At 75.3% G+C, this 18,887-nt stretch carries 17 protein-coding genes; 11 read left to right on the top strand and 6 right to left on the bottom strand.

Features of this window, described 5'->3' with window-relative positions:
- Positions 1 to 65: 65 nt before the first annotated feature.
- On the top strand, positions 66 to 1,685 hold the full coding sequence (locus ACY1JF_RS20190) for an ABC-F family ATP-binding cassette domain-containing protein (protein WP_462706550.1): 1,620 nt from the start codon (positions 66 to 68) through the stop codon (positions 1,683 to 1,685).
- A 1-nt stretch (position 1,686) separates the two neighbouring features.
- Here the strand turns inward: ACY1JF_RS20190 and ACY1JF_RS20185 are convergent, their stop codons facing one another.
- Positions 1,687 to 2,811: a baeRF2 domain-containing protein gene (locus ACY1JF_RS20185; RefSeq protein ID WP_462706549.1), complete on the bottom strand. Its 1,125-nt coding sequence runs from the start codon at positions 2,809 to 2,811 to the stop codon at positions 1,687 to 1,689.
- A 58-nt stretch (positions 2,812 to 2,869) separates the two neighbouring features.
- On the opposite strand from ACY1JF_RS20185, the gene ACY1JF_RS20180 reads away from it, so the two are divergent.
- Positions 2,870 to 3,148, top strand: a complete 279-nt coding sequence (locus ACY1JF_RS20180) for a DUF6158 family protein (protein ID WP_462706548.1) — start codon at positions 2,870 to 2,872, stop codon at positions 3,146 to 3,148.
- 36 nt (positions 3,149 to 3,184) lie between these two features.
- On the opposite strand, the gene ACY1JF_RS20175 is transcribed toward ACY1JF_RS20180, so the two are convergent.
- Genes ACY1JF_RS20175 through ACY1JF_RS20165 form a run of 3 tightly spaced genes read right to left on the bottom strand, consistent with a single transcriptional unit; the run spans position 3,185 to position 4,591 of the window.
- Positions 3,185 to 3,727, bottom strand: a complete 543-nt coding sequence (locus tag ACY1JF_RS20175; RefSeq protein ID WP_462706547.1) for a type 1 glutamine amidotransferase domain-containing protein — start codon at positions 3,725 to 3,727, stop codon at positions 3,185 to 3,187.
- A gap of 29 nt (positions 3,728 to 3,756) precedes the next feature.
- Complete coding sequence (locus ACY1JF_RS20170; protein ID WP_462706573.1) at positions 3,757 to 4,152, bottom strand: CBS domain-containing protein; 396 nt, start codon at positions 4,150 to 4,152, stop codon at positions 3,757 to 3,759.
- Positions 4,153 to 4,198: 46 nt separating this feature from the next.
- Positions 4,199 to 4,591, bottom strand: a complete 393-nt coding sequence (locus ACY1JF_RS20165) for a DUF2795 domain-containing protein (RefSeq protein ID WP_462706546.1) — start codon at positions 4,589 to 4,591, stop codon at positions 4,199 to 4,201.
- A gap of 260 nt (positions 4,592 to 4,851) precedes the next feature.
- Here ACY1JF_RS20165 and ACY1JF_RS20160 point away from each other — a divergent pair, with 260 nt between their 5' ends.
- The 4 genes from ACY1JF_RS20160 (at position 4,852) to ACY1JF_RS20145 (ending at position 9,715) form a co-directional block, all read left to right on the top strand.
- A complete protein-coding gene (locus tag ACY1JF_RS20160; protein WP_462706545.1) occupies positions 4,852 to 5,052 on the top strand; it encodes a hypothetical protein in 201 nt (66 codons plus the stop codon).
- An 888-nt stretch (positions 5,053 to 5,940) separates the two neighbouring features.
- Positions 5,941 to 7,038 carry a hypothetical protein gene (locus ACY1JF_RS20155; RefSeq protein WP_462706544.1) on the top strand — a complete coding sequence of 366 codons (1,098 nt, stop codon included), beginning with the start codon at positions 5,941 to 5,943 and terminating at the stop codon, positions 7,036 to 7,038.
- Positions 7,039 to 7,418: 380 nt separating this feature from the next.
- Complete coding sequence (locus ACY1JF_RS20150) at positions 7,419 to 8,663, top strand: aminotransferase class I/II-fold pyridoxal phosphate-dependent enzyme (protein ID WP_462706543.1); 1,245 nt, start codon at positions 7,419 to 7,421, stop codon at positions 8,661 to 8,663.
- Entirely contained in the window at positions 8,660 to 9,715 is a 1,056-nt protein-coding gene (locus tag ACY1JF_RS20145) for an MBL fold metallo-hydrolase (RefSeq protein WP_462706542.1), read from the top strand. Before ACY1JF_RS20150 ends, ACY1JF_RS20145 begins: the two co-directional genes overlap by 4 nt.
- A 332-nt stretch (positions 9,716 to 10,047) precedes the next feature.
- On the opposite strand, the gene ACY1JF_RS20140 is transcribed toward ACY1JF_RS20145, so the two are convergent.
- Positions 10,048 to 10,671, bottom strand: coding sequence for a DedA family protein (locus ACY1JF_RS20140; protein WP_462706541.1), 624 nt, complete (start codon positions 10,669 to 10,671; stop codon positions 10,048 to 10,050).
- Positions 10,668 to 11,441, bottom strand: coding sequence for an MBL fold metallo-hydrolase (locus tag ACY1JF_RS20135; RefSeq protein WP_462706540.1), 774 nt, complete (start codon positions 11,439 to 11,441; stop codon positions 10,668 to 10,670). Before ACY1JF_RS20135 ends, ACY1JF_RS20140 begins: the two co-directional genes overlap by 4 nt.
- An 82-nt stretch (positions 11,442 to 11,523) precedes the next feature.
- On the opposite strand from ACY1JF_RS20135, the gene ACY1JF_RS20130 reads away from it, so the two are divergent.
- The 5 genes from ACY1JF_RS20130 (at position 11,524) to ACY1JF_RS20110 (ending at position 18,866) form a co-directional block, all read left to right on the top strand.
- On the top strand, positions 11,524 to 11,925 hold the full coding sequence (locus ACY1JF_RS20130) for a hypothetical protein (protein ID WP_462706539.1): 402 nt from the start codon (positions 11,524 to 11,526) through the stop codon (positions 11,923 to 11,925).
- 387 nt (positions 11,926 to 12,312) lie between these two features.
- Positions 12,313 to 14,478 carry an alkaline phosphatase family protein gene (locus tag ACY1JF_RS20125; RefSeq protein WP_462706572.1) on the top strand — a complete coding sequence of 722 codons (2,166 nt, stop codon included), beginning with the start codon at positions 12,313 to 12,315 and terminating at the stop codon, positions 14,476 to 14,478.
- An 84-nt stretch (positions 14,479 to 14,562) separates the two neighbouring features.
- Entirely contained in the window at positions 14,563 to 15,924 is a 1,362-nt protein-coding gene (locus tag ACY1JF_RS20120) for an amino acid permease (protein WP_462706538.1), read from the top strand.
- 90 nt (positions 15,925 to 16,014) lie between these two features.
- Positions 16,015 to 17,076 carry an ATP-binding protein gene (locus ACY1JF_RS20115; protein ID WP_462706537.1) on the top strand — a complete coding sequence of 354 codons (1,062 nt, stop codon included), beginning with the start codon at positions 16,015 to 16,017 and terminating at the stop codon, positions 17,074 to 17,076.
- Positions 17,073 to 18,866: a vWA domain-containing protein gene (locus ACY1JF_RS20110; RefSeq protein ID WP_462706536.1), complete on the top strand. Its 1,794-nt coding sequence runs from the start codon at positions 17,073 to 17,075 to the stop codon at positions 18,864 to 18,866. The genes ACY1JF_RS20115 and ACY1JF_RS20110 overlap by 4 nt, the downstream gene beginning before the upstream one ends.
- Positions 18,867 to 18,887 lie beyond the last annotated feature (21 nt).

The raw sequence follows: 18,887 nt of genomic DNA, 5'->3' as shown, positions 1-18,887 counted from the left end.
GCGGGCCGCGGGCCGTGCGGAAATGCGGTTGCACGGCGGGGGGCCGCACCGGCGACAATCACCCCATGGGCCATCTCGAAGCAGCGCACCTGGAGTACCACCTGCCCGACGGGAGGACGCTCCTCGGCGACGTCTCCTTCCGCGTGGGGGAGGGCGCCGTCGTGGCCCTGGTCGGCCCCAACGGGGCGGGCAAGACCACCCTGCTGCGCCTGCTCTCCGGTGAGCTGAAGCCGCACGGGGGCACCGTCACCGTCAGCGGGGGCCTCGGCGTGATGCGCCAGTTCATCGGCTCCGTACGGGACGAGACGACCGTACGCGACCTGCTGGTCTCCGTCGCCCCGCCCCGTGTCCGCGACGCCGCCCGCGCCGTGGACGCCGCCGAGCACGCCGTCATGACGGTCGACGACGAGGCCGCCCAGATGCGGTACGCGCAGGCGCTGTCCGACTGGGCCGAGGCCCGCGGCTACGAGGCGGAGACGCTGTGGGACGTGTGCACCACCGCCGCGCTGGGGGTGCCGTACGAGAAGGCGCAGTGGCGCCAGGTGCGCACGCTCTCCGGCGGTGAGCAGAAACGCCTGGTCCTGGAGGCGCTGCTGCGCGGCACCGACCAGGTGCTGCTCCTGGACGAGCCGGACAACTACCTCGACGTCCCCGGCAAGCGCTGGCTGGAGGAGCGGCTCGCCGAGACCCGCAAGACGGTCCTGTTCGTCTCCCACGACCGCGAACTGCTCGCCCGCGCCGCCGAGCGCGTCGTCTCTCTCGAACCGGGCCCGGCCGGCGCCGACGCCTGGGTGCACGGCGGCTCCTTCGCCACGTACCACGAGGCCCGCCGCGAGCGCTTCGCCCGCTTCGAGGAGCTGCGCCGCCGCTGGGACGAGAAGCACGCCCAGCTGAAGAAGCTGGTGCTGAACCTGCGGCAGGCCGCCTCGGTCAGCCATGAGATGGCCTCCCGCTACCACGCCGCGCAGACCCGGCTGCGCAAGTTCGAGGAGGCCGGTCCGCCGCCCGAGCCGCCGCGCGAGCAGGACATCCGGATGCGCCTCAAGGGCGGCCGCACCGGCGTACGCGCCATCACCTGCGAGCACCTCGAACTGACCGGGCTGATGAAACCGTTCGACCTGGAGGTCTTCTACGGCGAGCGGGTCGCGGTCCTCGGCTCCAACGGCTCCGGCAAGTCCCACTTCCTGCGGCTGCTGGCGGGCGACGACGTGGCGCACACCGGGCGGTGGAGACTCGGCGCGCGCGTCGTCCCCGGCCACTTCGCCCAGACCCACGCCCACCCCGAGCTGCTCGGCCGCACCCTCCTCGACATCCTGTGGACGGAGCACGCCCAGGACCGGGGCGCCGCCATGTCCCGGCTGCGCCGCTACGAGCTGACCGGCCAGGCCGAGCAGACCTTCGAGAGGCTCTCCGGCGGCCAGCAGGCCCGTTTCCAGATCCTCCTGCTGGAGCTGCGGGGCGTCACCGCCCTGCTCCTGGACGAGCCCACCGACAACCTCGACCTGGAGTCCGCCGAGGCGCTCCAGGAGGGCCTGGAGGCATTCGAGGGCACGGTCCTCGCGGTCACCCACGACCGCTGGTTCGCCCGCGCCTTCGACCGCTACCTGGTCTTCGGCAGCGACGGCCGGGTCCGCGAGACGCCGGAGCCGGTGTGGGACGAGCGGCGGGTGGAGCGGGCCCGCTGACTCACCTCCAGCGCAGCAGCGCCCCCAGCCCGCCCACCGGCGTGTCCTGCCGGTCCTCCGCCTCCGGCAGGGCCGGCAGGACCGAGATCGCCGGGGCACCGGTCATCACGGCCGAGCGCAGCAGCGCGTCGTCCGCCCGTGCCGCCCAGGAGTTCTGCTCGCCGAGCGTCTTCAGCTCGGTGCGCCGCACTGCGAGCTGGTCGGCGTCCTCGCCGATCCACACCTCGCGGTGGGTGTCCGGCCCGTCCGGGATGACCAGCAGCTCGTCGATGCGGTGTTCCCGCGCCGCCTCGACCAGCGCGGGCACCCCCTCGACGGCGGCGGCCCGGCCCTCGCCGTCCGGTGTACGGGCGGCCAGGAACCGGTCCAGGTCCGCCTGGGCCCGCGCGGTGACGTGCTCCTCGCGCAGCCGCTGCACCTCCTCATCGAGCAGCCGGCTGCCGATGCCGTGCGCGGCCTCCACCACATGGCCCTGGAGCCGCTTCGGCAGCCGTTCGTGCACGGCCCGGCACTCCCGGACGTCACCGACCAGGATCAGCAGATCGGCACCGGTCTCCTCCTGGCACACGGCGAGCGCGTCGGCGATCTCCGCCGCGTTGTGCTCCCAGGTGTTCTCCACCCGGAGCTGGAAGTGCCGCTCCGACCAGTCCACGGAGCTGGTGCGGTGCACCGGCCACTGCCGGCCGGTCACCCCGCCCGCGTCCTGGGCGCCCAGCGCGGAGCGCAGCTCGAAGTCGGCGCCCTTGCGGTCGATGTACGCCACCACGCACACCGCGTCCTCGCCCGCCAGCTCCAGCAGCGGCGAGACACGCGGCAGCGGCGCCCAGTGGACGGTGGTGCCGCCCTGCGGCGGACGGGCCAGCGGGGTGTCGAGGACCACCTGGCCGCCGTGGACGAACAGCGCCCGGCCGTGCGGATCGGTGGCGTGCCGCAGGCTCTCCACGGCCTCTCGCACGGCCCGGCAGGTCGCCTCGTCGGCGCCCTGCTCCGCCAGCTCCCGGATCACGGACGCGGCCATGAGGTCACGGGCGTGCGCGGTGTCCTCCGCGTTGCGGGACAGATCGACGTACACGGAGGCCCAGGGGCCGGGGTGTTCGTAGAGGGGATGCAGAAAGGCGAGATCCATGGGTCCCTCCCGGATACCGCTCGGGGGTGGTGTGTCACCGGGCGGGTACCCGACCCGCATGAACGAACACGACACGCGGGACGGTGCCATGACCGGAGTGGACCCGGGCCGACTGGACGACCAGCAGCTCATGAAGGAGCTGGAGACCATCCACCGCACGCGTCACGACACGCTGCTGTACGGCTCGAACGACGCGCTGCGGGCCCACAACGAGCGGATGGCGCAGCTGGAGGGCGAGTGGCTGCGCCGCAATCCGCGGCGCCCGGTCGCCGCGGGGCGCACCCGGGAGGGGGCGCGGGAGCGCGAGTCCGGGGAGTCGGCGACGCCCAGCACCTGACCGGGGCACGCGCCCCGCACCTGACCGGGCCGGGGGTCAGCCGCCGGCCTTGGCGAACTCCGCGAGGTACGTCTCGCAGAACGCCTTCAGGTCGTCCGGCTTACGGCTCGTCACCAGGGTGTTGGGGCCGTGGTCGCACACCTTGACCTGCTCGTCGACCCAGGTGCCGCCGGCGTTGCGGATGTCGGTGCGCAGGCTCGGCCAGGAGGTCAGCACCCGGTCGCGCACGACGTCCGCCTCGACCAGCGTCCAGGGGGCGTGGCAGATCGCCGCCACCGGCCGGCCGAGGGTGAAGAAGTCCTTCACGAAGGCCACGGCCTGCTCGTCCATGCGCAGGAAGTCCGGATTGGCCACGCCACCCGGCAGTACCAGCCCGCCGAAGGAGTCCGCCGACGCCTGACCGGTCACCTCGTCGACGGGGAAGGTGTCCGCCTTGTCGAGGTGGTTGAACGCCTGGATCTCACCGGACCCCGTCGACACCAGGACGGGCTCGTGCCCGGCGTCCTTCGCCGCCTGCCACGGCTCGGTCAGCTCGACCTGCTCCACACCCTCGGGGGCGGTCAGAAATGCGATGCGCATACGGGTTCCTGTCCTTTCTCTCATCTCTGTCATCCATGTGTGTCATCACGCTCAGGTCCGCCGGTCCGGTCGCCGGCACACCCTTGCCGGCCGAGGTCGCCGAGGCTCACCAGGCCGACCGGCAGCCCGTTCTCCACGACCGGGAGCCGGCTCACCGCCCGCTCGCGCATCAGCGTCAGCGCGTCCCGGGCCGGCAGCCCCGGGGCGACCACCAGCGGATCGCGGGTGCAGACGGCGCCGACGCCCACCGCGAGCGGGTCGACGCCCTCGGCCAGGGCCCGGACCGCGATGTCCCGGGCGGTGAGCATCCCGACGACCCGCTGTCCGTCGGCGACCACGACATCGCCGATGCCGTGGTCGCGCATGAGCCGGGCCGCCTCGACGAGCGAGGCCTGGGGGCGTACGGCCACCACACCCGGGGTCATCACGTCCTTGACGTACTCGCCCGCGTACCCGGTCACGGCACGCCGGTCACGTCTCCCGGGAGCCGGACGGCCCGGTGAGGGCCTCGGCCAGCTCCTGGACGGTGGCGTAGCTCGCCTTGTGCGGCAGTGCCTCGACCCGCTCGACCAGGGACTCGGGCGCGTTGCCGTGCCGCAGCCCCCGGGCCAGTTCCCGCGCGCTCGCCGGAAACGCCCCGCGGGTCAGGTTCCGGGCCAGTTCCAGCCGGAGCGACTCCAGCGGGGACGGTGCGCGGCTCGGCGTCACCGGGCCGTACGCCACCTCCGGGTCGTCCTCGGCGGTGGGCTCGGGGTCGTGCCACTCCTCGCTGCGGGTGGGGTGCCCGGACCGCAGTAGTCCCTGCAGTTCGTGCTTCATCTCGTCGTCACGGTGGGCGCTCAGCCGGTCGCTGCCTCGCTGCATGTCTCCCTCCAGGTCCTCGGGGTGGGCACCGCGTACCCGGCAGGCGCGGGGCGACACGGACTCAGCCCGGAGGAACCCGACCGAATCGTGCCCCGACGGGCGCTGTGAGGCGGGGACCGGGGGCCGGGAGCTGGGGGCCGGGGACCGGGGCCGGGGGGCTTGGGGGACCGGGGGACCGGGGCGGGTTTGCGGGGCCGGCAGCGGGAACCCGGCTCACAGCCCCCGCGCGCCCACCCTCCCCGGGAAGGACGGACAGGACCATGGCGGTGCTGTTCACTGTGCTCGTCCCGCCCCTCATGCTCGGCGTGATACTGGCGCTGGGCCGCTACGAGGAACTGCTGCTGCCGGCCGCCGACCCGGCACCCCAGGGCCCCGGAGCGGTCCCGGCCGTACCGGAGGCGGGGAAGCAGTCCGCGCCACGGATCCCCGGTCCGGACGAGGAACTCCCCTTCGCGGCCTGACGGCGACGGGAGCCGGGCACCGGGCCCGCACCGTCATCGGACCGGACGGTTCGGCGGAGAGCCGGGCGGTCGCGGCGTGGGCGGCGTGCGAGGTCGTTCCGCGCGCCCTGCCGGTGCGCCTGGCGCGCGTAGGGGACCGGTGCCGGTGCCGATGGTGGTCCGGCCGGAGAGCCGTGCGCGAGGCCGCCGAGGGGCCGCGTCCGAGCCGTCCCGGCGTCGAGGCGAGCGCCGGACGACGGGCCGGCACGGGAGCCGGGGACGAGCCGGCGGACACGGCGGCCCGGAACCCGCCGCGCCGCCGCGCGGGCTCAAGGGCTTCCTGGTCGGCTCCGCCGGTCAGACCGTGATCGCCGGACCACGACACCACCCGTGGCCGTCGTCCGCGCCGGGGAGGAGGCCGCAGACGGACACCTCCCGGACCCGGACGGCCCGCCCTCCGAGACCACCGCGCTCGGGCCGGCCGCACTGAGCCTGGACACCGGTGGGTCCGACGGCACGCTGATCGCCCTCGGGCGCGAGGAGGCACGGTGCCGCGCGACCGCCCCGCACGTCGTCCAGGGCCGCGGCCCGGCGCCCTGCCACGGTTGCGGTCTCGACGCCGGCGTCCGCTGCGAGGGCCTCACCCGGCGGCGGGCCGCCCGGCCCGGGCGGGCGCTGGGCCCCTGGCGGCACCGGCACCCGGATGCCGGGGCGTCGGGGCGTCCCGCACCGGCAGCCTCTGCGTCACCCGCCCGGGCGTCCCGCACCGGCAGTCCCTGCGTCACCCGCCCGGGCGCCCCGGTCCCGCGAACGGAGCAGGGCCGCGCGCGGGCCGGTGCCGGGCGGGCTGTGATGGCAAAGGGGCGCGAGTGCCGTGCCCCGCAGTCGCCGCTCGAAGGAGCCCACCCCATGCCCACCGGCCGCACCAAGGGCCGCGCCGCCCACCGCCGCGCCGCCCGCGTCCTGACGACCGCAGCCCTGGCCGTTGCCGCCCTGGGCCTCGGCGCCGCGCCCGGCCCCGCGGTACCGGGTACGGGCACGGCAGCCCAGCCGGCCGCCTCCGCGGAGGGCGCCGTCCTGGAGATCCCCGGCGAGGAGGACCCGGGCTTGCCCGAACACGTTCCGGAGATCCCCGACGGGGAGGACGTGCCCGGGATCCCGGACGAGGAGGACACCGCGGAGACCGGCGCCGCGGAGACCGGCGCCGCGGAGACCGGCGGGGAGGGTGCCGCGGGGATCGGGGGCGGGGAGGGCGGCGCCGAGTTCTCCGCGGAGGAAGAAGGAGACGCCCCGGACACCCTCCTCGACGAAGGGGACGTCCTCGGGGACGAGGAGACGGCCGGCTCCGGCAGGCAGGGCGGGGCCGAGGAAGGGGACGGCACCGCAAAGGAGGCCGGCGCCGGGGGACGGGGCCCGGCCGGGAAGCCGACCGCCCAGGTCAGCCCGGCCACGGTCCGGCCGGGAGCCCACGTCACCGTCTCCGTCACCTGCCCCGCCGGCGGCCCCGCGCCGGCCTTCCTGGAGGCCACCTCGAAGGCGTTCGAGAAGCACACCGTCAAACTCCCCAAGGTCCCCGGCCGCGAGGACGGGAAGACCGGACCCGCCTACCGGGGCACGGCCCGGATCGTCCCCGCCGGGAACCCCGGCACGGCCGGCCACGACTCGACGTACACCGTCGACGGCACCTGCCCGGCGGCGCACGACGGCGAGGGCCGCCCGTGGAGTGCGAAGCTCACCGTCTCCCGGACGGGCGGCGGCGAGCCCTGCCACGAACCCGAACGGCCCGGCGGGCCCTGCGTGACCAGACCGCCGTGCCCGGAGCCAGTACCGCCCGGCGGGTCGTGCGGCGACACACCGGTCCCGAACGGCGTGCACGCGGGGGAGGGCGGCGCCTTCACCGACTCCGTGCCCGCCCTGGTCCTCGGCGGCGTCCTGATCGCGGGCGCCTGCGGCGCGGCCGTCCACCGGCTGCGTCCCCGCCGGCGGCCGACCACCGGGGGCGGCTGACCGTGCGGACCGGGCCGGACGTCCGGGCCGGCCGCCTGCCGCACCGCTCCGTCCCGCCGCGCCCCTTCCCGTCCCCCTCCGCCCCGCCTCCCCCCTTTCCCTCCCGCTCCGTCCCGCCGCGCCCCGCCCCCTCCCGCCCCGCCCCTTCCCATCCCGCTCCCTCCCGTCCCGCCCGTCTCACCCCCGCGCCGTACTCCCGTCCCGTCCCGTCACCGGCCCGTGCTGTGATCCGCGTAACCCGCCCCCGGGGCCATGGCCGACCGGTGCGCTGGGTACTCAGAGCACGACACGACCGGTGTCACCGCGGTTGCCGGCCGGCACCAGCGGGTCATGCCGCCCCGGCGACGGGGCAGCGCTGGAACTGACTGGCGGAGGTACCGATGCGGCGGACGGCACCGGAAGGCCACGGCCCCGTCCGGTTCGGGCCGCCGCTGCCCGACGACGGCCTGCCCGTGCCGGCCGAACTCTCCGCCGTCCTCGCCGCCGCCGCGGACCGTACCGGCCAGGAACCGGTCGGCGGCGCCCCCGCCCTGCTGGACGCGGCCGCCGGGCACTGGGAACGGCGCGGCCTGCCCACCCGCCCGGACGACGTGGTCGCCGCCCCCGGAGCCCCGCCCCTGCTGCTGGCGCTGACCGCCGCGCTCGGCGGCGACGTCCTGGTGCCGCGGCCGTGCGCCGCCTGGTGGGCACCGTACGCACGGCTGCTGGGCAGACCCGTCTTCCACGTCGCCACCCCGGCCGAGTGCGGCGGCGTACCGGACCCGTACGCCCTCCTGGAGACCGTGCGCCGGGTCCGCGCCGAGGGCGGCGATCCGCGGCTGCTGGTGCTGTCCGTCGCCGACGACCCCACCGGCACCGTCGCCCCGCCCGAGGTGCTGCACGAGACCGTCGAGGCCGCCGTAGGCGAGGGCCTGCACCTGGTCAGCGACGAGACCTGGCGTGACACCCTGCACGACCCGTGCGACACCGTGCTGATCAGCCCCGCCGAGATGGTCCCCGACCACGTCACCGTCGTCACCGACCTGGCCGGCGCGCTGCTGCCGCCCGGCTGGCCCGCCGCCGTCGCCCGCCTCCCCGCCTCCGCCGCCGGATGCCGTCTGCGCGCGCGTGTGCTCGACGTGCTCACCGCGCTGGGTGCCCGCGTCGCCGCCCCGGTCACGGTCCCCGCCGCGTACGCCCTCACCGAGCCCGCCCCCGTCGTCGCCCACCGGTCGGCCGCCGTCCGCCTGCACGCGCGCGTGGCCGCCGCCGCGCACGCCGTCGTGACCGGCGCGGGCGCCCTGTCCCTGCCCCCGCGCGCCGGACGGCACCTGTACGCCGACCTCGGCCCGCTGCGCCTCGCCCTGGCCGAGCGCGGCGTCGGCGACGCCCAGGAACTGGAGGACCACCTCACCAACCGGCTCGGCCGGGCCGTCCCCGGCGGCCACCGTTTCGGCGACGACCTGGCCGCCCTGCGGGTGCGGCTGTCCACCGGCCCCCTGCCGGACGCCGCGGACGAGCGACGCGCCGAGTGCCCCGCCACCCCCGATCCGCTGGAACTGCCACACGTGCGACGCGCGTTGAACGATCTGAAGTCGGTATTCGACGATCTCCACGACGATCGGCGATGGGAGCACCCTCGATGACCCAGCAGTCCGAGCCGGCCACGAGCACGCCCACCCGGGAGCCCGCCGCCCCGGCGGTCACGACGCCCGGCCGCCCCTCCCCGCCGCTCGCCGCCCCCCGCCCGCTGGCCGAGCACCGGGTGTGGCCGCGTACCTTCCACGACCGGCTGACCACCCCGCTGCCCGGCCTCAGGGCGACCGCCCGGTTCGCCCGGGAGGGCGCGGTCAGACCCGGTCCCGCGGGGCTCGCCGACATCCCCCTGCTGCCGGTCGAGCCCGGCCCGCTGCCCCGCGTCGGCGCCGGCGACCTCGCCGTCACCTGGGCCGGGCACGCGAGCTGGATCGTGCGCGTCGGCGGGCTCACCGTCCTGACCGACCCGGTGTGGTCCCGCCGCATCCTCGGCACGCCCGCCCGGATCACCCCCGTCGGCGTCCCCTGGGACGCGCTGCCGCCGGTCGACGCCGTCGTCATCAGCCACAACCACTACGACCACCTGGACGCGCCGACCCTGCGCCGGCTGCCGCGCGACACCCCGGTGTTCGTGCCCGCCGGGCTCGGCCGCTGGTTCCGCCGCCGCAAGTTCACCGTCGTCACCGAGCTGGACTGGTGGGAGGCGGTCGAACTGCGCGGCGTCCGCATCGACTTCGTCCCGGCCCACCACTGGTCCAAGCGCACCCTCACCGACACCTGCCGCAGCCTGTGGGGCGGCTGGGTGCTCACCGCGCCCGACGGGCGGCGGGTGTACTTCGCCGGCGACACCGGTTACGGCCACTGGTTCTCCCGTATCGGCCGCCGTTACCCCGGCATCGACCTCGCCCTGCTCCCCATCGGCGCCTACGACCCCCGCTGGTGGCTCAGTGACGTCCACTGCGATCCGGAGGAGGCCGTCCAGGCGGCCCAGGACCTCGGCGCCCGCCGGATGGCCCCCATGCACTGGGGCACGTTCGTGCTGTCCGCCGAGCCCGTCCTCGAACCCCTCACCCGGGTCCGTGCCGCCTGGGAGAGCGCCGGCCTGCCCCGAGAGGACCTGTGGGACCTGCCGGTGGGTGCGTCCCGGGTGCTGACCGCGTAGCCGTTCCCGGCGGACCGCCGCGCCCGGCACGGCGCCGCGCTCGGCACGGCGCCGCGCCCGGCACGGCGCCGGGGCCGGTGGTGCGCCGCGAACGCCGGGAGGAGCGGGAGAACCGGGAGAACCGGGAGAACCGGGAGAACCGGGAGAACCGGGGGGAGAGGGGGAGGGGGAGCCGCCGCCCGGCCCGGTGGGGCAGGAGCGGGCGAGCGGGCCGGGCGGCGCGGTGACCGGGGCCGGTCCGGTCCGCGGCCGTGGTCACCGCGGCCGGTCCGATCCGACCGTGGCCGTGGTCACCGCGGCCGGTCCGCGCCGATGAGGACGACCCCGGCCCGCTACGCCTTGGCCGGCCCCCGCAGCCGCTTCCAGACGCTGGGCGCCGCGCTGATCACCACCGTCAGCACCACCGCCGCGACCAGGCCCTCCCACGGCTCCTTGAAGAGGGAGCCGCCCAGGATGCCGATCAACTGGTACGTCGCCGACCAGGCCAGGCAGGCCGGCAGATTGCCGCGGACGAAGCGGCGGGTGGGCCACTTGGCCATCAGACAGGCCAGCATCACCGGTATCCGGCCTGCGGGCACCAGCCGGGACAGCACCAGTACCGCGACCCCGTGCCCGGCGAGCTTCTCCTGCGCCTGCGCGAGCCGGTCCTCGGGAGCGCGGGAGCGGATCGCCTCCAGCCAGCGCGACCCGTTCTTCGACTTCATGCCGCGCCGCCCCAGCCAATACAGCGCCACGTCCCCGAGGAACGCGGCCAGCGACGCCGTCAGGAACACCAGCCCCAGGGATATCGCCGTCTGATGGAAGGCGACCACCGCCGCCGAACTGACCAGCACCCCCGTCGGCACCACCGGGACCAGTGCCCCGATCAGCACCAGCAGGAACAGCGACGGGTAACCGAGCGCCTGCTGGGTGGTCACCGTCGGGACGACCGTCGCGGCCGATCCGAGCCACGTCACAGGGCGGCCTCCAGAAGCGCGCTCTCGCCGTGCCCGAGCCGGTGCACCGTGACGCCCGGCGCGTGCAGCGCGGCCAGGCGCACGAACTCGTCCCCCGGCGCATGGAATTCATGGGGGCGCACGGCGTCCATCCCGATCGGCCAGTACGTGCCGTAGTGCACCGGCACCGCGCTGCGCGGCGCCAGCCGGGCCAGCGCCTGGACGGCCCGCCCCGCGTCGAGGTGCTCCTCGCCCAGGTGCGGCCCCCAGCCACCCACCGGCAACAGCGCCGCGTCGACCGGCCCGACCGCCTCGGCCATGCCGTCGAACAGCCCGGTGTCCCCGGCGAAGTAGGTGCGTCCCTCACCCTCGACGACATAGCCGAGGGCGGGGGAGCGGCGCGGCCCCAGCGGCAGCCGCCGCCCGTCGTGCCAGGCGGGCACCGCTCGTATTCGCAGGTCACCGACGGTGGTCTCATCGCCGGGCACGACTTCGGTGACCGACAGGTGGGAGAGCCGGCGCAGCCCCGGCACGGCCCGGGGAGCGCCCCGGGGGACGAGCAGGCGCATGCCCGGCGCGAGCCGCGCGAGCGACGGCACATGAAGGTGATCGGCGTGCAGATGGGAGACGAGCGTCACATCCGCCCGCCAGGCCTCGGGCGGGGGGAGCGCGCCCCGGCGCCGGCGCAGGTGGGCGAGTCGACGGGCGAACAGGGGATCGGTGAGCACGCGTACGCCCGAGTCCTGGACCGTACAGGTGGCATGACCCCACCAGGTGACCTCCACCGGCACCTCTTTGCCTCCTTCGTGCGACTCCCCGAAGCCTACGTCCAGGAGTAGTGTCGGCCGCGAAACCGGAGGTGAGGGGGGCGCCATGGGACCGGTGAGAGTCACGGCGATCGCGAGTCTGACACCGCTGGAGGAATTGGACGCCGACCCGTTCCTGGTGGACTCCCGCAGCCAGCACGCCATGTGCGCCCACTGGGCCGCCGAACACGGGTACGTCGTCGCCCGGGAACTGCTCGTCAGCCGCCTGCGGCCGGACCACGACGTCCTCTGGGACGGCGTCCGGCCCGGACAGGACCTGTTCGTCGCGCCCAGCCGCCGGGTGCTGGAGAGCGCGCTCGCCTCGGTCGAGGAGTTCACCGTCCAGTGCGCGCGGCGCGGGGTGCGGGTGGAGACCGTCGGGCGCGCGGAGCCGTCGTACGACGCCGAGATGAAGGCGTGCGTGCACCGCAGACTGTCCATGCCGACGGCCGGTTACGACGGCCGCTGAGCAACGGCCCGGTCCTCGGCCTCCGGTCCCCGGTTCTTCGGTCCTCGGTTCTCCGGTCTCCGGCTTCCGGTCCTCAGCTTCCGGTCTCCGGTTCTCCGGTCTCCGGCTTCCGGTCCTCAGCTTCCGGTCCTCGGTTCTCAGCTTCCGGTCCTCGGTTCTCAGCTTCCGGTTCCCGGTTCTCCGGCCCCGGGCCTCCAACCTCTGAGCCCCGGCCCCGGCCCCTGGACCCTCCGCCCCTGGGCGGATCACTCCGTCCACGGGCGTTGTGACACGCTGGAGAGCGGTCCGCGCCCGACGGCGGACCGGGACGTGAGGTGTGCGGAGCGTGAACCCGTGAACGGAGGGCGCTGGCGGCGGATCGCCAGTCAGATCGGCCGGAGCGTGACGGTGTGGGCCGTCTCCACGGTGACCATGCTGGTGCTCGCCGGACTGCTGCCGGACTTCGAGCTCCAGTCCCCCGACGGGGACAGCGCGACCCAGATCGCGGTGACCGCCGCGTTCGGCGCCGGCGTCTTCGGTCTGCTGTCGGCGCTGGTGTGGCCGCTGCTGGTCCGGCTGCTGCTGCTGGTGCCGGCCCTGGTCCTCGGCCTGCTGGTCTTCTTCCTCAACGGCGGGCTGCTGCTGGTCGCGCTCCGCGTCAACCCCGCCGCGCACGGCGCCGCCGGTCCCGAGACCGCGGTCGTCGTCGCCGCCGTGATGTCGGCCGTCGCCTCCGCCACCGGCGGTGCCCTCGCCGTCCGCGACGACGACGCCTACCGGAGCCGCCTCTACCGCCTCGCCGACCGCCGCCGCGGGACCGCTCCGCCCTGCCCCACCGGCCACGGCACCGTCTTCCTGCAACTGGACGGCGTCGGCCACGACGTGCTGAAGGCCGCCGCCGACAGGGGCGCCATGCCCACCGTCGCCCGCTGGCTCGGCGACGGCACCGCCCCCGGCACCCACCGGCTCACCCCCTGGCGCACCGACTGGTCCAGCCAGACCGGCGCCAGCCAGCTCGGCATCCTGCACGGCAGCAACCACGACATCCCGGCCTTCCGCTGGTACGAGAAGGACACCCGCGAGGTGATGGTCTGCAACCGTCCCTCCAGCGCCGCCGAACTCCAGCGCCGCGCCGTCGAGCGCACCGGCGACGGCGGGCTGCTCACCTTCGACGGGGCCAGCCGCGGCAACCTCTTCAGCGGCGGCGCCGACGAACAGGCCCTCGTCCTGTCCATCGCGGTGCGCCGCCGCAGCCGGGAGACCCGCTCCCGCGCCGGGTACTTCGCCTACTTCTCCGACCCTGCCAACGCGGTCCGCACCGCCCTGTCGTTCGGCGCCGAGGTGGCCCGCGAGATAGGCCAGTCGCTGCGCGCCCGCGTCCACAAGGTCCGCCCCCGTGTCTCCCGCGGCGGCCTCTACCCGTTCGTCCGCGCCTTCGCGACCGTCGTCGAACGGGACGTCGTGGTCGCCGCGGTCATCGGCGACATGCTCGCCGGCCGCACCGCCGTCTACGCCGACCTGGTCGCCTACGACGAGGTCGCGCACCACTCCGGACCGCACAGCCGGGACGCCGAGAAGGTCCTCACCCGCCTCGACCGCTCCCTCGCGCTGATCGAGAAGGCCGCCGAGCACGCCCCGCGCCCGTACCGGATCGTCGTCCTGTCCGACCACGGCCAGAGTCCCGGCGAGACCTTCCAGGCCCGTTACGGCCTCACCCTCGCCGACCTGGTCCGGGCCGGCTGCGGGCTGCCCGTGCCGCGCCGGGCGCAGCGCACGCGCAGCGGCGCCGAGGCCCGCAGCGCCGTCCGCGCGGCGATGGGCCGGCCGGTCGAGGAGGGCGGCGAGCAGCACCGTCCCTCGCGCCGCCGCTCCGAACCCCTCGTCCTCGCCTCCGGCAACCTGGGCCTGGTCTCCTTCCCGGACGTCGACCACCGCATGAGCCGGGAGGAGATCGACGCCCGCCACCCCGCGCTGCTGGCCACCCTCGCCAACCACCCCGGCGTCGGCTTCCTGCTGGTCCGCAGCGAGGCCCACGCGGACGACGAGCACGACGGGCTGGTGCTCGGCGCCCGCGGCGTGGAGACACCCCTGGACCGGCTCGACGAGGACCCCGGACCGCTCGCCCCCTTCGGGCCCGGCGCCGCCGACGCCGTGCGCCGCACCCACTCCTTCCCGCACACCGCCGACATCATGGTCAACTCCTCCCTCGACCCGGCCGACGGCGAGGTGCTCGCCTTCGAGGAGCAGATCGGCTCGCACGGCGGGCTCGGTGGCGCCCAGTCCCAGGCGTTCCTGCTCTCCCCGACCGCCCTGACCCCGCCGGTGGCCGAGGGGACGGAACTGGTCGGCGCCGAGCAGGTCCACCGCGTACTGCGCCGGTGGCTGCGCGAGTCCGACGGCCCCCAGATCCCGCTGGACGACACGCCGTCCGGGGCACGGCCGCACGGCACGCCGCCCGGGACATGGCTGGACGACACGCCGTCCGAGGCGCGGCTGGACGATTCATCGTCCGTGGCGCGCGAAGACCCACCTTTTGCGGTGCCGGACGGGGTCGTACAGGACAAAAGCGCCTGATTTGGAAGGCCGCCCGGGTGTGACCGACCATGGGCAGCGGCCCGGCGATCCCGGGCGGCATTCCCCAGAGAGGCGCACCACCCCATGCACGTCACCGGGACCGTTCCCCAGCCGGCCCCGCGGCGGACCCCCGACCGGCACACCCGCCGCTTCGGTCTCCCCGTCGCCACCGCCCTGGTCATGGGCAACATCATCGGCGGTGGCATCTTCCTGCTCCCGGCCTCCGTCGCCCCCTACGGCACGGTCAGTCTGCTCGCCTTCGGCGTCCTGACCGTCGGCGCGATCGCCCTCGCCCTGGTCTTCGGCAGGCTCGCCGCCCGCGACCCGCGCACGGGAGGCCCCTACGTCTACGCCCGCGAGGCGTTCGGCGACTTCGCCGGGTTCCTCGCCGCCTGGGCGTACTGGATCACCACCTGGGTCTCCAACGCCGCCCTGGCCGTCGCCGCCGTCGGCTACCTCGACGTCCTGGTGCCGGTGAACGACCACCGCTGGACCGCCTGCCTGGCCGCGCTCGTCCTGCAGTGGCTGCCCGCGCTCGCCAACTTCGCCGGCACCCGGTACGTGGGCGCCGTGCAGCTGGTCGCCACGGTGCTGAAGTTCGTACCGCTGCTCGTCGTCGCCGTCGGCGGGCTGTTCTTCTTCGACGCGGACAACCTCGGCCCGTTCAACGCGAGCGGCGGCGGCGCCGTCGGCGCGGTCTCCGCCTCCGCCGCGATCCTGCTCTTCTCCTACCTGGGCGTGGAGTCCGCCGCCGTCAGCGCCGGCGAGGTCAAGGACCCCCGGCGCACCGTCGGCCGCGCCACCGTGATCGGCACCGCGGGCGCCGCCGTGGTCTATCTGCTGGGCACCCTGTCCGTCTTCGGCACCGTCGCCCACGACCGGCTCGTCGGCTCCACCGCGCCGTTCTCCGACGCCGTGAACGCCATGTTCGGCGGCGCCTGGGGCGGCTGGGCCGTCGCGCTGGCCGCGCTGGTCTCCATGACCGGCTGCCTCAACGGCTGGACACTGCTCAGCGCCCAGACCCCCTACGCCGCCGCCCAGGACGGCCTGTTCCCGTCGGTCTTCGGCCGCAAGCGGCGCGGCGTGCCCACGGTCGGCGTCGGCGTCACCGTCGTCCTCGCCTCCCTGCTCACCGTCTACAACTACGCCTCCGGCTCCGGCCAGGTCTTCGAGGTCCTGGTCCTGGTCACCACCTTCACCGCGACCGTCCCCTACCTGCTGGCCACCGCCGCCCAGCTCTGCCACCTGCTCTCCGGCCGCCGCGACCGGGTGAACGGGGCCCGGCTGCTGCGGGACGCGGTCGTCGCGGCGGTGGCGGCGGCCTTCTCCCTCTGGCTGGTGGCCGGCGCCGGGTACGCGGCCGTCTACCAGGGAGTGCTGTTCCTCTTCGCGGGCGTGCTGGTGTACGCGGTGATGGCGGGCCGCCGCGAGGCCGCCGCCGGGTGACCCGCGCTCCGGTAATTCGGCTGCGCCCGGCTCCCCGGGCGCCCACACTGGGGGCGGACCTTCCCCCGACCCTCCCCAGGAGCCCCCCGCGTGCAGGCCGCCGTCACCGTCACCCCCGCCCGTCTGCCGGAACTGCTGCTGGGCCTCGCCACGGTGCGGCCGGTGTTCCTGTGGGGCGCCCCCGGCATCGGCAAGTCCTCCCTGGTGCGGGGCTTCGCCGAGTCGCTGGGCCTGGAGTGCGTGAGCCTGCTCGGCACCCAGCTCGCCCCGGAGGACCTGATCGGCGTACCGCAGATCCGCGACGGCCGGTCGGTGTTCTGCCCGCCCGAGGTGATCGCCCGCGACGAGCCGTACTGCCTCTTCCTGGACGAGCTGAACGCGGCCACCCCGGACGTGCAGAAGGCGTTCTACTCCCTGATCCTGGACCGCCGGATCGGGAACTACGAGCTGCCGCCGGGCTCGATCGTCATCGGCGCCGGCAACCGCGCCACCGACAACGCCCTGGCCCGTCCGATCGCCTCCGCGCTGGTCAACCGGCTCACCCACGTCCACCTGGCGGCCTCCCCGAAGGACTGGCTGGTCTGGGCGGCCGAGCACGGCATCCACCCCTGGATCACCGACCACCTCACCGACCGCCCCGACCACCTGTGGTCCAAGCCGCCCAAGACCGAGGAGCCGTTCTCCACCCCGCGCTCCTGGCACATGCTCTCCGACGCCCTGCACTCCTTCGGCCGGGACCTGGACGAGAAGACCCTCGAGGTCCTCGCCCACGGCACCCTCACCCCCGCCCACGCCACCGCCTTCTGCGGCTACGTCAAGATCGTCCGCAGCCGGTTCGGCATCGAGGCGATCATCAAGGGCGAGGCCCGCTGGCCGCACCGCCTCCAGGACCGTGACCTGCTCTACTACCTCGCCGACTCCTTCCGCGGCCGGCTCGTCAAGGAACTCCCCGCCGACAAGGAGCACATGTCGGCCGACGGCCGGCAGACCGCGTACCGCGCCAAGTCGCTGCTGGTGCAGCTCGCCGAGATATCGGTCGAGGTCGCCCAGAGCGTCATCGCCTCCGACGCCGACGGCAACCCCGTCCTGCCGTCCTGGTTCCTGGTGGAGGCGGCCCGCGACATGCCGCGCCTGGTGGAGGCCCGCCGGTGAGCCGGCCGCCCGCGAAGAAGAAACGGGACCTCGCGGGGGAGGCGTTCGCCGAGGGGCTCGGTCTGGTGCGGGCCAACCCGGCGCTGGCCGCCGTCGAGTTCACCGTCTGCCGCCGAGCGGACTGCGGCCTCGCGCCCCGCGACGGGCTGGTCCGCGTCGACTCCGACGGCGGCCTGCACGCCCACCCCGACCGCATGGCCGACCCCGCCGACTGGGCGTGGGCCATCGCGCACGCCGCCCTCCACCTCGGCTTCGGCCACGTGCCCGCGGCCGAGGGCGCCCGCGTCCAGCCCGACCGGTACGACCTCGCGGCGCGCTGCGTCGTCGTCAACCGGTTCCTCCAGACCTTCCCCGTGGGCCGGGCCCCGCAGGAACTGCCCCTGAGCTACCCGGACGGCGACGAGGAGCGGCTCGCCACGCTCTGGCGGCGCGACGGGCTGCCCGCGGCCTACGAGCGCTGCGGCACCGCGGGCACCGAGGCGGACCTGCTGCTCCTGCGGTGGGACGGCTGGTTCGGACCGCCCCCCGACCGGCAGCTCGCCTTCGCCACCGAGCTGGCCCGGACCGTCTCCGCCGCGATGGACGTGGCGGGCGGCCGGCGTGCCGCCCTGGACGGCGAGGCGCCCGCCCGCAGTCCCTGGGAGAGGGCGCTGAGCTGGTTCGTCTCCTCCTACCCCCTGCTCGGCGGCATCGCGGCGGGTGTCAAGCTGATCGCCGACGCCGAACTCGCCCGCGCCCACGGCATCGCGGTCGCCGCCGTCGACACCGAGGCCGGTGAGATCTACGTCAACCCGCTGCGGCAGCTCGACGACGAGCAGTGGCGGTTCGTCCTCGCCCACGAGATGCTGCACGCCGCCCTGCGCCACGGCGACCGCGTCGGCGCCCGCGACCCCTTCCTCTTCAACGTCGCCTGCGACTACGTCGTCAACGGCTGGCTGGAGGAGATGCGGGTCGGCGCCATGCCCGACGGGCTGCTGCACGACCCGTCGCTGGCCGGCCTGTCCGCCGAGGAGGTCTACGACCGCCTCGCCGGCGACCCGCGCCGCGCCCGCCGCCTGGCCACCTTGCGCGGCAAGGGCGCCCGCGACGTGCTCGGCGCCCCGCTCGGCCCGCCCCGCGACCACGTCGACCTCGACGAGTTCTACCGGCGCGGCCTCACCCAGGGCCTGGACCTGCACCAGGGGCAGGAGCGCGGCTTCCTGCCCGGCGGACTCGTCGAGGAGATCCGCGCGCTCAGCCACCCGCCACTGCCCTGGGACGCCCGGCTGGCCCGCTGGTTCGACGAGTTCGTGCCGAGCCCCGAGCCGCTCAGGTCGTACGCGCGCCCCTCGCGGCGGCAGGCGGCGACCCCCGGCATCCCGCGCGCCGGACGGCACTTCCCGCCCGAGGAGGTCACCCGCTGCACCTTCGGCGTCGTCCTGGACACCTCCGGCTCCATGAACCGCGTCCTGCTCGGCAAGGCGCTCGGCGCCATCGCCTCCTACGCCGAGGCCCGGGACGTCCCCGCCGCCCGGGTCGTGTTCTGCGACGCCGCGCCGCACGACGCCGGGTACCTGGCCGTCACCGAGATCGCCGGCCGGGTGAGGGTGCGCGGCCGGGGCGGCACCGTGCTCCAGCCCGGTGTCGACCTGCTGCACCGCGCCGACGACTTCCCGCCCACCGCGCCGGTGCTGATCATCACCGACGGCTGGTGCGACGCCCTGCGGGTGCGCCGGGAGCACGCCTACCTGATCCCCCGGGGCGCACGGCTGCCGTTCGCGCCCAAGGGCCCCCTCTTCCACGTGAGCTGAACCCGGATGTGATCGGATAGG

It is taken from the genome of Streptomyces sp. SYSU D01066-1, from assembly GCF_054956795.1.
Note: the sequence above shows the minus strand (reverse complement) of the source record. Positions and strands in the feature narration are given on the sequence as shown.